This is a genomic window from Allorhizobium ampelinum S4, assembly GCF_000016285.1.
GTDB classification, from domain to species: domain Bacteria; phylum Pseudomonadota; class Alphaproteobacteria; order Rhizobiales; family Rhizobiaceae; genus Allorhizobium; species Allorhizobium ampelinum.
The window spans coordinates 634652-650028 of the sequence record NC_011988.1; the positions used below are offsets into that span (position 1 = coordinate 634652).

The 15377-nt window shown below is 60.0% G+C and carries 3 protein-coding genes; all 3 read left to right on the plus strand.

Translation table 11 applies throughout. The features are described 5' to 3' along the window. Positions 1 to 8 precede the first annotated feature (8 nt). The 3 genes from AVI_RS20015 to AVI_RS29730 are packed head-to-tail and all read left to right on the plus strand — an operon-like array spanning position 9 to position 15377. Positions 9 to 890 (plus strand): thioesterase domain-containing protein, encoded by an 882-nt coding sequence (locus AVI_RS20015; RefSeq protein ID WP_158212742.1) that lies wholly within the window; start codon positions 9 to 11, stop codon positions 888 to 890. A 37-nt stretch (positions 891 to 927) separates the two neighbouring features. Beyond that, positions 928 to 8274 carry a type I polyketide synthase gene (locus AVI_RS29235; RefSeq protein ID WP_012653957.1) on the plus strand — a complete coding sequence of 2449 codons (7347 nt, stop codon included), beginning with the start codon at positions 928 to 930 and terminating at the stop codon, positions 8272 to 8274. Continuing rightward, the gene (locus tag AVI_RS29730) at positions 8271 to 15377 is read left to right on the plus strand and encodes a beta-ketoacyl synthase N-terminal-like domain-containing protein (protein WP_012653958.1); all 7107 of its coding nucleotides are present in this window, start codon (positions 8271 to 8273) and stop codon (positions 15375 to 15377) included. The genes AVI_RS29235 and AVI_RS29730 overlap by 4 nt, the downstream gene beginning before the upstream one ends.

The following is a 15377-nucleotide window of genomic DNA, read 5'->3' on the forward strand; positions in this document are numbered from 1 at the left end:
GAATGGAGATGCCGAAATCTGCAAGTGAACTTGCCCACCGAGAGAATGCCGGGATGACTGTGGTTTGCGTCCATCCCGGCGGAATGCCCATCCGCAGTTACATACAGCTTGCGGAGCGAATGACAGGCTATTCCTGGCATCTGGTCGAGCTTTCTCTCAATAAGCGCTACACCTCGGCGTTGGGCAAGACCGATCTTCCCGAAGGCATTCTCGGGGAGATTGCCGATGAAGCAATCGCGGATTTGGGAGAGGTCTGGAACGCCGAGCGGCTCTGTCTGCTGGGCTGGTCCTTTGGAGGTGTGCTGGCGTGCGAAATGGCAAGCCGGCGTACAGACGGCGCTTGCGGCGCCGTCCTGCTCGACAGCATTGCACCACGCTTGTTCAATGGCGTGATGGATGGGACGCAGACAGAGCGGTTGATAACGCTCAGCCGTTCACAAGTGGTCAGGGTTCGTTGGTTCACGGACTATATGCGGGCGCTGAAGCGGGTTGCCTGGGAAGTGGCAGGCAGCGATGCCCATCGCCTGGCGGAAGACGATCTAATCGAGCTGATGCGTCTCCAGTTGATTGCCAATGGCGGCCTGCCGGAAACCACCAGCTTCGTCGGGTTCTCCAAGGTTTACCGGGAGTTTTCGAAAGGAATGAACCGTAACATCGCGGTTATCCTTGCGCACAAGCCGCAATCCTACGGGTTTCCCGTACATCTGGTTCGGTCGGATTACCCATTATACGAAATATTTCATCTGCATGAAGACATGGGGTGGGGGCAGTTGGCGCCCAATCTCACAGTCTCGAATCTGCCGCTGGGCCATTACGAAATGTTGCTGGAGCAGCAGGCCCTGGATCACATTTCAACACATATTGAAAATATATCGCACCGTTTGATTTGAAATATATTGACGAAAACCTTTTGGAAGGGGCCGAATAATGGACGGGTTCTCGCAGCGCGTATACGATGTCTTTTCTCCTATCGCAATTGTTGGCGTAGGAGCTTTGTTTCCGGAAGCAAAAAATGCTGATGAATACTGGAACAATATTGTTAAAGGCAAGGATTGCCTGAAGGATGTGCCGGAGACCCATTGGAAAATCTCCGATTATTACGATCCAAATCCTTCAACGCCTGACAAAACCTATGCGCGCCGGGGCGGCTTCATTCCTGAAACGGCCTTCAATCCTGTCGAGTTCGGTCTGCCGCCGTCTCAGCTTGATGTCACTGACATTCTGCAGATCCTCAGCCTCAGCGTTGCCAAGCAGACATTTCTGGATGCGGGTTACGAACATGCCAAATTGAACCGCGAAAAGACCGGCGTCGTGCTCGGCATTACCGGCGCCAATTCGCTTGTGACGCCGCTAACCTCGCGCCTGCAATATCCGCTGTGGCAGAAGGTTCTGGAGAGCCGGGGCCTTCCCAAGGCCCAGGTTGACGATATCGTCGAGACGCTGAAGCTTGCCTACGCGCCTTGGGAGGAAAACTCCTTCCCCGGCATGCTGGGAAATGTCGTCGCTGGGCGCATCGCCAACCGCTTCGACCTTGGCGGTATCAATTGCACGGTAGATGCGGCCTGCGCCAGTTCGCTGGCGGCCATGCGCATGGCCATCGATGAGCTGCATAGCGGTCGCGCCGACATGATGCTGACCGGCGGCTGCGATGCCGAAAACACCATCCTGATGTATATGTGCTTTTCCAAGACACCCGCCTTCAGCAAGAAGGGGGTGATTTCGCCGTTCGACGAGAATTCCGACGGCACGTTGATTGGCGAAGGCATCGGTATGATGCTGCTGAAGCGGCTGGAAGATGCCGAGCGTGATGGCGACCAGGTTTATGCCGTGATCAAGGGTCTCGGTTCGGCCAGCGATGGCAAGTTCAAGAGCATTTACGCACCGCGCGCCGCCGGACAGGTCAAGGCGCTGCAACGTGCCTATCAGCAGGCGGGCATTTCTCCGCATGATGTTGATCTGTGGGAGGCGCATGGCACCGGCACGGCGGTTGGCGATGCGACTGAAGTAGATGGTCTCAAGACCTTCCTGAAGAGCTGGGACAATGATGGGTCTTCTTCGCCCATAGCACTCGGCTCAGTCAAATCGCAGATCGGTCATACCAAGGCAGCAGCGGGTGCGGCTTCCGCCATCAAGGCCGCGCTTGCCTTGCAGCACGGCGTCCTGCCCCCAACCATCAATGTTAACAGACCCGATCCCAAGCTGGGTCTGGACGAGACGGCGCTCTATCTGAATTCCACGGCGCGTCCATGGTTCCGCGATCCCAAGACCGCCAAGCGCCGGGTTGGCGTCAGCGCCTTCGGCTTTGGTGGCACGAATTTCCATCTGGTCCTTGAGGAAGCGCCACAGACCGCAAAGGCACCAAAGCTGCGCAGCGTCCTGCCGCGACCCATTGTCGTTGCAGCCCCGACTGTGGCTGCTTTGCGCAAGCGTTGTGAAGAGCTTCTCACCGCCACAGGCGAAACGGCCTGGCCTTTCGAGGTTTCAATCCCCGCAAACCATCCGCGTCTGGGCCTGGTTGCCGCCGACGACGTCAGCCGCCGCGCTTTGTTGAGTGAAGCGATCCAATTGCTCGACAGCCGTCCGGCCACAGCCGAATGGCGTCATCCAAAGGGCATCACTTTCCGCCCCAGTGCATTTGAAAACGCTAAGCTGGCCGGCTTGTTTGCCGGGCAGGGGTCGCAGCATCCCAATATGGGCCGGATGGCAGCGGTTGCCATTCCGGCGCTCGGCGATTTCGTCGGTGCTGCCGATACCTTGTTTGTCAAGGACGGTGCCCAGCCCCTCAGCCAGGTGATGTATCCGATCCCGGCCTTTGATGATGCGGATCGCAAGGCCCAGGAACAGGCATTGCGCCGCACGCAATATGCCCAGACAGCAATCGGCGCACTGTCGGCAGGCCATTATCGCTGGCTGCAAAATCTCGGCCTCAAGCTGGAAGCCGTGGCTGGCCACAGCTTCGGCGAATTGACAGCGCTTTGGGCTTCCGGGGCCTTGAGCGATGCCGATTTCTCAAGCCTGGCCAAGGCGCGTGGCGATGCCATGGCTGCTGTAACCGGCGACGGCGCTGGCACGATGACGGCGGTGAAGGCCGGTCGTGAGCAGTTGGAAAGCCTGATTGCCGCCACCAAGGGCAGCGTTCATTTCTGCAATCTGAATACGCCGAAGCAGACTGTAGTTGGCGGAGCGGTTGAGGCTATCGAGAAATTCGAGGCCGACCTTAAGGCTGCCTCAATCGACTTTGTCCGGTTGAATGTTGCCGGGGCATTTCACACGCCGCAGGTCGAAGGTGCCGTCACGGCATTTGCCGAGCGGATCGACCAGACCAGTTTTGCCGTGCCGCAGATCCCGGTTTATGCCAATCGCAATGGCAAGCCTTATGCTGCATCGGCTGCCGATGTCGCGGCCCAGCTCAAGGGGCAATTGCGCGAGCCTGTCGAATTCATCAAGATTATCGAGCAGATGTATGCCGATGGCATCCGCGTCTTCATCGAGTTCGGCCCGCGCTCGACGCTGTCGAAAATGACCGCCGATATTCTCGGCGACCGGCCTCACCTGGCAATTGCACTTGACCATGGTCAGCCTGACAAGGCGGATGCCGGTCTTATCGAAGCGGTTGTTGATCTGGCGGTTGCCGGTATTGCACTTGAAAGCCCGGTCGGGACCGAAGGCCTTATCGAGGCTCCGGCCAAGAAGGGCGAGATCAATCTGAATGGCATGAATTACGTGTCACCGTCCCGCAAGGAGGCCTTTGCTAAGGCGCTGGCCAATCCAGTCGTCGTTGCCCCCAAACCGGTTCCCACGCCGCCACAGCCTGTCGCCGCAAAGCCGCTGGCTGCTGCCCCCGCGCCTGTCCGGTCGGAACCAGCAAAGCCAGTCGCTGCAAATGTCGCGTTCGGCGTTCCGGCATCATCCCCGGCGCCTTCAATAAAAGCGGCATCCGTGGAAAAGCCGTCCGAGCCATTGGCACCCAAACAAGCCGTTGCCCTGACGGCGCCTGCCTCCAGATCTTCATTTGCGGAGAAATCCATGTCCATCCTGAAGAATGAATCCTCGTCCGAGCCAGCTGTGGCTCTCGGTGGCGGCGATATCGTCGCTGAATTGGCGCGGTCCAACGGCGAACTGCATCGCGAATATCTCAAGTTCGAGCAAAGCGCCCTGCAAGCCCTGGTGCACAATGCCAGCGAGTTGAGCGCCGCACATGTCGATATGCTCTGCGAGATCCACGAGGAAACCAACCTCACCCACCGTGAATTCATGCGCAGCCTGCCCAGCCTGTTTCTTGGTCAGGGCGAATTGCCAGCCGCCCGCGTCAGGACGGTCGAGCATGAGCCTGCAAGGCATGAACCCGTCAAACGGATGATTGAAACCGCCGTCGCCCATGCCGCACCTGTTGCCGCAGCCAAACCGACGGTCACAGCCAAGGCATTTGAGCCGGTCGCCACTCCTGTTCAGCCCCCAGCCGCCAAACCGGTTGCCGTGGCCCCGCCGGCTCCTGTCCCTGCAAAGCCTGTTGCCGCGCCGGCTGCGGCTCCTGCTGCCGCATCCGCTGCACCAGCAGCGGTTGTCCGCGACACCTTGTTGGCTGTTGTCAGCGAAAAGACCGGCTATCCCGCAGAAGTCATTGACCTCGACATGGATCTCGAAGCCGATCTCGGCATCGACTCGATTAAGCGCGTCGAAATCCTCGGCTCTCTGAAAGAGCGCCTGCCGCAAATGGCGGAGCTTTCCCCTGATCGTATGGGTGAGCTGCGCACGCTGGCCCAAATTCTCGAACTGGCAGGCTCTGCGTCCCCGGCGCTTCAAGCCTCTGCCACTCCGGCCGCGCAGCACGCTGCTGCGTCCATCGTCGCCCCGACACCAGCGGCATTCGCCCCGGCTGTCGCGGCCGGAGCCATCCGGGAAACCTTGTTGGCGGTTGTCAGTGAAAAGACTGGTTATCCCGCTGATGTCATCGATCTCGAGATGGATCTCGAAGCCGATCTCGGTATCGACTCGATCAAGCGCGTCGAAATCCTTGGTTCGCTGAAAGAGCGCCTGCCGCAAATGGCGGAGCTTTCTCCTGATCGCATGGGTGAGCTGCGCACGCTGGCCCAAATCCTCGAACTCGCCGGTTCCGTCGCTCCTGCTCCGGTCGCACAGCCCGCCGCCGTCTCTATCGCTACTCCCGTATCGGCGGCGATCTCTCCTGCTGTTGCGGCCGGAGCCGTGCGGGAAGCCCTGCTGTCTGTCGTCAGCGAAAAGACCGGCTATCCCGCCGATGTGATTGATCTCGACATGGACCTCGAAGCCGATCTCGGCATCGACTCGATCAAGCGTGTGGAAATTCTCGGCTCGCTGAAAGAGCGTCTGCCGCAAATGGCCGAACTTTCTCCTGACCGCATGGGTGAATTGCGCACGCTGGCCCAAATTCTGGCACTGGCCACCGAAGGTGCTGTCGCTGATGCGCCTGCTGCCTCCGTGGCGGCACCGGTCCCGGCAACGGTCGCTGTCCCGGCGCTCGCTCCGACACAGACAGTTGTTCCTGAAACTGCCGGGTTGCCTGCTGGCGCTGTCCGCGAAGCACTTCTCGCCGTCGTCAGTGAAAAGACCGGTTATCCAACCGATGTCATCGATCTGGATATGGACCTCGAAGCTGATCTCGGCATCGACTCGATCAAGCGTGTGGAAATCCTTGGCGCCTTGAAGGAGCGCCTGCCGCAAATGGCGGAACTTTCGCCTGACCGTATGGGTGAATTGCGTACCCTGGCCCAAATTCTGACCCTTGCTGAAGGTGAGGCTTCAAACGCTGGGGAACCCCAGCAGAAAGAGGCAGCTCTCGCTTCTTTTAAGGATGGTGACGATCTGATCGGGCGCGGTGTCGTCACCCTTTTGCCAGCTCCGCTCGATCTGGTGACGCAACAGGCCTTTCAAAAGGGGGCAAAGTTTCTACTGACCGGTACCGATGATGCACTGATCCTTGCCCTTCAGAAGGGATTGAAAAGTAAGGGTATTGAGGCGGTCTGGCTGCGGTTCGAAGGCAAGGTTTCCTCGAAGGCTGGTCCGCAATTGGCGGCTGGCAAGGACGAGGCCGAGCTGAAACAGCAATTCGAAGCTCAGGGTCCTTGGGATGGGGTGATCTATGTTCATCCCAAGACAATCGACAACGCGCTTCCCGGCGCTGAAAGCGACGCATCGGTTCTCTGGCTGAAACGGGCCTTGCTGCTTGCCAAGCTGTCGATCACGCCGCTCACGGCGCGGGCTTCCCAGGGTCGTACGGTGTTCATGACGCTGTCGCGGATGGATGGAGCCCTCGGCTACCGGGATGGCAGCCTTGCAACGGTGGCATCCGGTGCCTTGTCTGGCCTGGTCAAGACCTATGCCGCTGAAGCACCGCATATCTTTGCCCGCGCCGTCGATATCGCGCCGCAGATCGAAGATGCCGCTGCTGCCGATCTGCTGGTGCAGGAAGTGTTCGATGCCCGCCATAGCATTACCGAAATCGGTCTTGATGGGCAGGGGCGCTGGAAGCCTTCCATTGAGGCGATTTCCTCCAGCGATGCCGTGACGGTCGCCGATCCCGATGAATTGTTCATCGTCACCGGTGGTGCGCGGGGTGTGACAGCCGATTGCGTGTTGGCCCTGGCCTCTGCCGCTCCTCGTCGCTTCCTCCTGCTCGGTCGCTCCGCCCTTGAAGCCGAACCGGCCTGGGCTGCGGGTCTCGAAACCGACGCGCAATTGAAGGGTGGAGCCCTTGCCGCACTGCGCGAAGGGAAAGCGCCGGTGACACCGAAGCTGATCGATCAGACCGTGCGTGGGGTTCTGGCGGGCCGTGAAATCCGCCAGTTGCTGGCCGCACTGGAAAAGCTCGGCAGCCATGCCAGCTATCTGTCGCTCGATATTTCCTCTCCGGCGATTTCCAGCCTTGGCGATCACCCCGAAATTCAGAAGGCGGCGAAAATCAGCCTTGTGCATGGGGCTGGCGCGCTTGCCGATGCGGCAATTGCCCAGAAGAAAATCAGCGAAATGGACCGTGTCTTCACACCGAAAATCTTCGGTCTGGCCGGGCTGATCAAGGCGCTGACGGGCAAGCCCTTCCACCGCGTCCTGCTGTTTTCCTCGGTTGCCGGTCTGTTTGGCAATCCGGGTCAGGCCGATTACGCCATGGCCAATGAAATGCTCAACCGTTTCGCCGCCAGCCAGTCGGTGAAGGGCGTCGATGTCCGGGCGATCAATTGGGGTCCGTGGCTTGGCGGCATGGTCACACCGGAAATCCGCGATATTTTCATGAAACGCGGCGTTCCGATCATCCCACGCGATATCGGTGGCCAGTTCTTTGCCCGGGAAACCGCCATGCCTCTGCCAGCAACCGGTGCAGTCCTGGTGGGTGGGTTGAAGCCGATCAATGCCCGCTTCGTCCCCTTTGCCGAATTGCCACAGGCACCAAGGCGGCTGGCGCTCAGCGGTCACGACTGGACGAAGTCCTTGCTGTTGGCCGATCATCAGATCAAGGGACGTCCCGTCGTTCCCGCCGCCTTCGTGCTTGGTCTGGTGGCGGACGGCTTGGAAAGCCTGCTTCCAGGCTGGACATTCTCAGGCTTCGATCAGTTCAACGTGTTGAACGGCCTTGTCATTAACAAGGATTGGCGCGGTGATTTCGAGCTGTCGCTCAGCGCACTCCGCGCCGAGACGGAAGAAACCATTCGGCTGGATGTGATGTTGGCCGATGGGTCTGGTCGCCCACGCTACAAGGCGGACAATATCCTGCTGCGCAAGGCCGCTTTCATGCCGCCACAGCCGGGCAAAGCTCTGCCTTCGCTGGAACCCTCGACGCCTGCCAATGGCTTTTATTCTGATGGCACGCTGTTCCATGGCGAGAGCCTGCAAATGCTCAAGACCTACAGGAAGCTGGAAACCGCGAGCTACCTGTTCCGCATCGCCCAGCCAGCGGCAATCCATAGTGCGGCGCTGAACGGATTTGCTGACAGCACATTGCTCGATGCTGTCTCCGTTGATGCGGTCCTGCAAGCAGCACTGGCCGCAACGCGGCTGGAAGCCGATAGCCCAAGCCTGCCGATGCGGCTTGGATCGGCGACGCTGACGAGCCGGCCTGAGCCTGGATCAGATTGGCTGATTGCCGCCCGCCTCAAGGCCAGCCGCGCCCAGGAACTGGATTGGGAACTGACCGGCTACGACCTTGATGGCCGCTTGCAGATGCAATTGGTGGCAACCACGGTCAAGCGTGACGAGGCACCGTCTGGCGCCCAGGGATCAAAATCCGTCGAGGCCGTTAAATGAGCCGCATCGCGATCACCGCCCTGTCGCTCTGCTTTCCGGGCGCCAACGACCTGGATAGTTACTGGCGCAACCTCCTTGCAAAAAACGACTCCCGCTCGACGGGCGGGGTCAAGGACTTCCGGATCGACCCTTTCTATCTCAGGGATAGTCAGGAGGATGTTGATCAGGTTCGCTGGCTCCGCGGCGGCTTCGTCGATCTGGACGAGGTGACCAAGGGTCTTTCGGAAGAAGGCGGCGACGGCCTCGATCTGCCCTGGCAATTGGCCCGGCGGGTTGCCGAAGAAGCCTTGCAGACCAGCAGGCTTGGCGAGCGGGTCGATCTTGGCCGGGTTGGCATGGTGCTTGGTAATTATACCTTCCCGACCTTCGCCTCCAACAATGCCGTTGTCCCGGTTTGGGAGCGGGAAATAGCCGCAGGGCTGGAAGACGGTCTCGGGCTTTCGCCCGGGACGTTGGTGGACACGTCTTTGACGGCACCGCCTGCCGAGCATGGTGTGCTCAGCGCCGATGGCATCTATGCCGTTACACGAGGCTTGAGCCTCGGCGGCCCAAGCTTCAGCCTTGATGCTGCGTGTTCTTCCTCCCTTTACGCCATCGAACTTGCGTCCAGTTATCTGCGAAGCGGACATGCGGATGCCATGCTGGCGGGAGGCGTCTGCCTGCCGGACCCCTGGCTGATCCATGTGTCCTTCGGCGATCTCGGCGCTTTTCCCAACAATGGCGTCAGCCAGCCCTTCGACAGCACGTCGGATGGTATCGTCACGGGTCAGGGCGCCAGCGTTGTCGTACTGCGGCGGTTGGAAGATGCGCTGCGCGACAATGACGTGATCCTTGCGGTCATTGAAAGTGTCGGTCTGTCTAATGACGGCACTGGTCAGCATATGCTTGTCCCCAATGCCGATGGCCAGCGGTTGGCCTATCAGCGCGCCTATGCCCGCACCGGCGTGCAGCCTGAAGAGATCGATTACGTTGAATGCCATGCCACCGGCACGCCGCTTGGCGACCGCACAGAGCTGACATCGCTGCAACGCTTTTTCGGTGCGGATAAGCAGCACTTTCCGCTGATCGGATCGGTCAAGGCCAATGTCGGCCATCTTCTGACTGTGGCGGGCATGAGCAGTCTGGCCAAGGTTATTCTGGCCATGCAGGAAGGCACCATTCCGGCGACGCCCGGCATTGGAAAATTGCAAAAAAGCATGGACGCGCCGGGCATGGAGCAGCGGCTGGTGGTAGAAAACCAGAGCTGGCCGACACCGGCTGGCAAGCGTCATGCGGCCATTTCTGCCTTCGGCTTTGGCGGTACCAATGCGCATATGATCGTCTCCGATGACCGGACGTTTTCAGGGGAACGGACGCAAGGAGATAATGGCGCTACAAAAACCCTCCAACCGCCGCCGCTGGAAATCCGGGGCATGGCCGCCCATTACGGCAATGCCGCCAGCCTCCAGGCCTTTGAAGCGGCGTCTTTCGGCGGGGAACCCGTCTGGGCGGAACCATCCAGCCGCCGCTGGCGTGGCGCTACGGTAACTGCCGATGCGCCGCCTCAGGCTGCCATCAATGCCTATGATATCGATTTTCTGCGCAACCGCATTCCGCCAGCGGAAACCGAAGCCTTCAACGCCCAGCAGGGACTGGTGCTAAAGGTGGCCAATGAGGCACTGTCCGATGCTGGCTATGGCCATATCGGCGAAAAGCGCTCCGCCCGCCCGGTAGCGGTGTTGGTGGTGTTGGAACTGGACCTGAGCGCCCATCTGCGCCGTGGCCGCACGCTGGTGCCGGATTGGATTGACCAGGCGCTGACGGGCCAAGGTCTTCACCTCAGTGAGGATGAACGCCAAGGCCTGATCGATGCCTGCAAACGCGCTGTTCTGGGGCCGCTGCGCTCCACGGAAATCACCAGTTATATCGGCAATATCTGCGCCAGCCGCATTGCCTCGCAATGGAATTTCACCGGACCGGTCTTCACGCTTTCTGCCGGTATGCTGGGCGTTGCCTATGCCATGGAACAGGCCGGGCTGATGATTGCCGATGACAAGGCGGAAGCAGCGCTGATCGTCGCGGTTGATCTTAATGCCGGGCTGGAAGCCTATGCGCTGGAACAAGCCGGCACCCCTGGTGCGAATCCACAAGCCGCCAAATCCTTAGGTGATGGCGCAGGCGCGATATTGCTTGCTCCCGCCGGTTTGGGCGCAAGTGCTGCGCCCTATGCGGTTCTTGATCACATCTCCATCCGTCATGTGGGCAACGTTGAGGACAGTGCCGTCGCGGTGGCGCTGGCGACCATCGCCGATGGTCATCGTCTCGATCTGATGGACATGGCTGGGCAGATCGGCGGCGATGGTGTGGAACTGGCGGCGGTTGCCACCCATGCTCCCGGCGCCGTTGTCTGCGGTGTTGAACATTTGAGCGGCCATTGCAAGGTTGCCCAGCCGATGGCGGCGTTGATCCGGGCGGCGCTATGCCTGTCGGGCCGCTATCTTCCGGCCACGCCCCCGGCCTGGCTGAATGCGGAGACGAGCCAGCCTTTGACGGTCGCCGTCGAACAGGCCGGACTTGGACTTCTGGCCGAAAGCGTGCCGTGGACGCGCCAGGAGCGGAGCCGTCCGCTTGTCGCGGGTGTGGGTGCCGCCGGACCATTCGGCAGCTACGCCGCCTTCCGTCTCAGCGAAGCGGTGGTGGAAACCCTGCGCCAGCCGGAAGCGGATTACCCACCCTTCCTGCCGGTCGCAGCCGAGAACCGGGGAGCCCTCGTGGGTGTTCTGGCTACGGTCATCGCTGCGCTTGAACAGGGAACGCCATGGCAGGCATTGCAAACCGAAGCCTTGGCCAATCTTCGTGAAAGGCCCAGTGCACGGGTGTTGGTCCTATCCGGTCGAGACCCGGCGCAATTGCTGACCGAAGCCCGTCAGGCGCAGAAATTCCTTGGTGAAGGCCAAGGGGTGGAGTTCCAGACACCAGCGGGTAGCTATTTTACCGACCGGCCCCAGGGCGCAGAGGGCAAGATCGCCTTCATGTATCCCGGTGGTTTCAACAGCTATCCGCATCTGGGACGCACATTGCTGCGTCGTTACCCGGACAGCCTGCGCGCTTTCGAGCAATTCGTTGATGATCCGGCAGCAACGCTCTGCCATGACCAGCTCTATCCGCGCCACAAGCCCGGGCAGGACGCGACTGTGCGGTTGATGCAGACCGAAGCCGGGATGCAGCAGGACATCGCGGCGATGATGAAAACCGGCGTCGGTTTTGCCCTGATGTATACCGCCTTGCTGCGGGACCAGTTCGGTGTGCAGGCCCATGGTGCGCTTGGCTATTCCATGGGCGAAGTCAGCATGCTGTTTGCCAATGGCATCTGGCCGATAGACCAGCATGGCTTGCGCAACGACCTGCCACTGTTCGAAACTTCGATTGGCGGTCCCCGTCAGGCGGTGCGTGACACATTCGGTATCGGACCTGAGGTCCGCGACAATCAGGTCTGGTCGAGTTATGTGCTGCTTGCTCCGGTGGAGACGGTGCGCGACGCGATTGCCCCCCGTGCCGATGTGTTCATCACCCATGTCAATGGTCCCAAGGAAGTGGTGATTGCCGGTCTGCCCGCAGCCGTGACGGCTGTGGTCAAGCAATTGGACGGCTATTCCGCCTATCGCAGCCCGGTCTCGCATGTCCTGCATGTGCCTTTGCTGCAACGGGTGGCGCATCAGATTTCCGCCCTTCACGATCATCCAACCACCGCACCACCGGACAATCTGCATCTTTATACCACCTCGACCTATGGGCGGATGACGGATTTCAGCCGTGAAGGCCTGTCGCGGACCATTACCGATGTGATGTGCTCCGAGGTGGATTTCGTGCGGCTGGTCGATATGGCCTATGACGATGGCTACCGGATCTTCATCGAATGCGGACCTTCGGCCACATGCAGTCGCTGGGTGAATTCGTGCCTTGCGGGGCGGGATTATCTGTCGATCAATCTCAACCAGCGTGGTGCCGACGATGGGCGCAGCCTGCTTGCGGCTCTGGCCCGGCTGGTTTCTCACGGTGTCAGGGTCGATCTTACCAGCCTGGTGCCTGGGGTGAAGGCCGAGCGCTCCAAAACGGTCATCAGCCTGCAACCGGGCGGTGCCGCTCTGCGCGCAACTGCTAGTGAAACGGTCAGGCCGCTGGAAACCAAACCCGTTGTGGCGCTGCCATTCACGCCCAGCACTGTGGCAAGGTCTATTGCTTGGGGCCCGACGGCAGCCTTCATCCTCGAAGGCACCAGCCTGGTTCACGAATTGTTGGATCACAACACCCAAGACGACGACACCCAAGACGAAATCCAGCCGGACGATCAGCCAGCAAGACCAAGTCCCGGTCTTCCATCTCTTTCCCCGAAACCTGTCGAAGCGGATCAACCATTCATGGCCAAGAATATTACCATCAGCCAGGATAAATCTCAGCGGATCGCCCAGGCTGTCGAAGCCTTTTTGCAGCGCCAGCGCCTCGGCCATCAAACGTTCCTGCAAACCCAATCCGACCTCGTGCAGATCTGGCGTGAGCATGCTGGAAATGGGGCACATGGTGTACGGCCAGCTCAGCGCAGTCTACCCCAACCAGCAACCATTGATGCGGCGCCTGCCGTATTGGAGATCGAGGCACCTCAGCCAGTCGCCATTGCGCCTGCGCCAGTGCGCGCACCAACACCTGTTGCCACGGCCACCGTGCTGCCCACTAGCGCCCGTGAAAAGCAGGAGAAGGGCTGGTTTCTGGACGAACAGGATCTGTTGACCTTTGCCAGCGGCAAGGTTGCCGATGCCTTGGGCGCGCAATTTGCGCCAATTGACGATTATCCTGTTCGGGTTCGTCTGCCAGCGCCGCCCTATTTCTTCGTGTCGCGCGTCACCAAGGTCGATGCCAAGTTCGGCGAATACAAGCCTTGCTCGCTGACAACAGAATATGATGTTCCAGCCGATGCCTGGTATCTGATCGACGGCCAGATGCCGCCCGGCATTGCGGTGGAATCCGGCCAGTCGGATTTGCTGCTGGTCGCGCTGCTGGGCATTGATTTCAAGAACAAGGGTGTCCGCAAATACCGGCTGTTGGATGGGCGGTTGAGCTTTTACGGTCGCCTGCCGCAGGCGGGCAGCACGCTGCGCTTTGACATCACCATCGACCGGTTCGTCTGGCAGGGCGATGGCCTGCTGTTCTTCTTCCGCTATGACGGTTATGTCGATGGTGAACTGGCGCTGCAATTGCACAGCGGTTGCGCCGGTTTCTTCACCGAGGACGAGTTGAGTGCTGGTGGTGGCGTGGTCATCAAGCAGCCGCCCGCAGCACCGCTCACCCTGGTCAAACCCCTTCTGCCACGGGTCCGCGACACGCTGGAAAAATCCGATCTGGTGGCGCTGTCCGAGGGGCGGATCGGCGAGATCTTTGGCCCCGGTTCGCAGCATCCGGAAAGCGGCAGTTCCATTCGCCTGCCGCCCGAAATGCTGCTGATGATCGACCGCGTGACCGATATCGGCTCCTGGCAGGGCGAACATTATGTGATGGAGGCCGAAAAGAGCTTTGACGCCGATGGCTGGTATTATACCTCGCATTTTGTTGATGATCCGGTCCTGCCGGGCTCGCTGATTGCCGAAGGTGCGACCCAGCTGCTCAAGGTCTATCTGATTGCCAATGGCATGCATCAATGCTTTGCCGATGGGGTGTTTGAGCCGGTCACACACCGCGAAATGCAGATCACCGTGCGTGGCCAGATCACCCCTGACGTGAAAAAGGTCCACTACAAGCTGTTCATTCAGGAAAGCGCCCTGCTGCCGCGCCCCTATGTGATTGCCGATGTGCTGATCTATGACGAGCATGGCAAGCCGCTGGTGCGGGTGTCCAATCTCGGCTTGCAAGTTGTGGAAAAGCCCGGCGTCTCGGTTGAGCCGCGCTTTGGCGATCCGACCTGGTTCAGCGGACGCAAGACCAAGAGCGGTGAGAAGGTCGTGCTCAATGAAATGAGCATGCACCACGCCGCCAAGGGCGAATTGCGCATCGGTCTCGGCCCGGAATTCAACATTTACGGCGAGGAATTGCGCGCCCCGCATATTCCCAATGGTTGCTTCCAGTTTGTCGATCGCTGCCTGGAAACCACAGGCACGCGTGGCCAACTGGTCCCCGGTGCCGTGATGGATGCCGAATATGATGCCGCTGCCGATAGCTGGTATTTCCAGGAAAACAGCCATCCGCATATCCCGAATTTCGTGGTGCTGGAATCGGCGCTTCAGGCGGCCATTCTCAACGGCTATGCGCTGGGGCCAACCCTGAAATATCCCGATAAGGAATATTCGATCCGCAATCTGGATGGCACGGCGGTCTATCTTTCCGACCCGGATGTGCGCGGCACGACGATCCGCCACAGCCAGAAACTGCTCAGCAATGCCATGGTGACGGATTCGATCCTGCAAAACTTCGATTTCAACCTGAAGGTTGATGGCCAGCCTTTCTATCAGGGCCAGTCTTCCTTCGGCTACTTCACCAAGCGGGCGCTCGAAAACCAGCTTGGCCTTGACCAGGGCAAGCTTAGCAAGTTCTGGTTGGAGGAAAACAGCGCGAAAGCCGAGGAGTTCGACCTTCTGAACCCTGCCTCCGCCCATCTGTTTGCTGGTACAGCGGACAAACCCCATTGGCGGCTGCCGCCCGGCCATCGGTTCCGGTTGCTGCATCAGGCCAGCCTGGTGCGCGAGGGTGGTAAATTCGGCCTCGGCTATGTCAAGGGCGAGCGGACGATTGATGCGGGCGAATGGTATTTCACCAACCATTTCCACCGCGATCCGGTCATGCCCGGCTCACTGGGATTGGAGGCCATCCTGCAAGCCATGCAGCTCTTTGCCATCCGCACCGGTCTGGACGCCGGGATTGCCAATCCACGCTTCGGCATCGCGGTCGGCGTGCCGGTCAACTGGCGCTATCGCGGCCAGCTGCTACGCACTGACAAGCGCATGGGCCTGGAAGTGCATATCAAGGAAATCCGCCGCGAAGGCGAGGGTCTGGTGGTGATTGCCGATACCGATTTGTTCAATGATCGGCTGCGTATCTATGAGGCGCTGTCGATGAGCATTTCCATCAAACCGGCTTAA

Excerpts from the sequence above, each read along its gene's own strand:
- AVI_RS29235 (WP_012653957.1), top strand. The coding sequence starts at position 928 with ATGGACGGGTTCTCGCAGCGCGTATACGATGTCTTTTCTCCTATCGCA.
- AVI_RS29730 (WP_012653958.1), top strand. The coding sequence starts at position 8,271 with ATGAGCCGCATCGCGATCACCGCCCTGTCGCTCTGCTTTCCGGGCGCC.
- AVI_RS20015 (WP_158212742.1), top strand. The coding sequence starts at position 9 with ATGCCGAAATCTGCAAGTGAACTTGCCCACCGAGAGAATGCCGGGATG.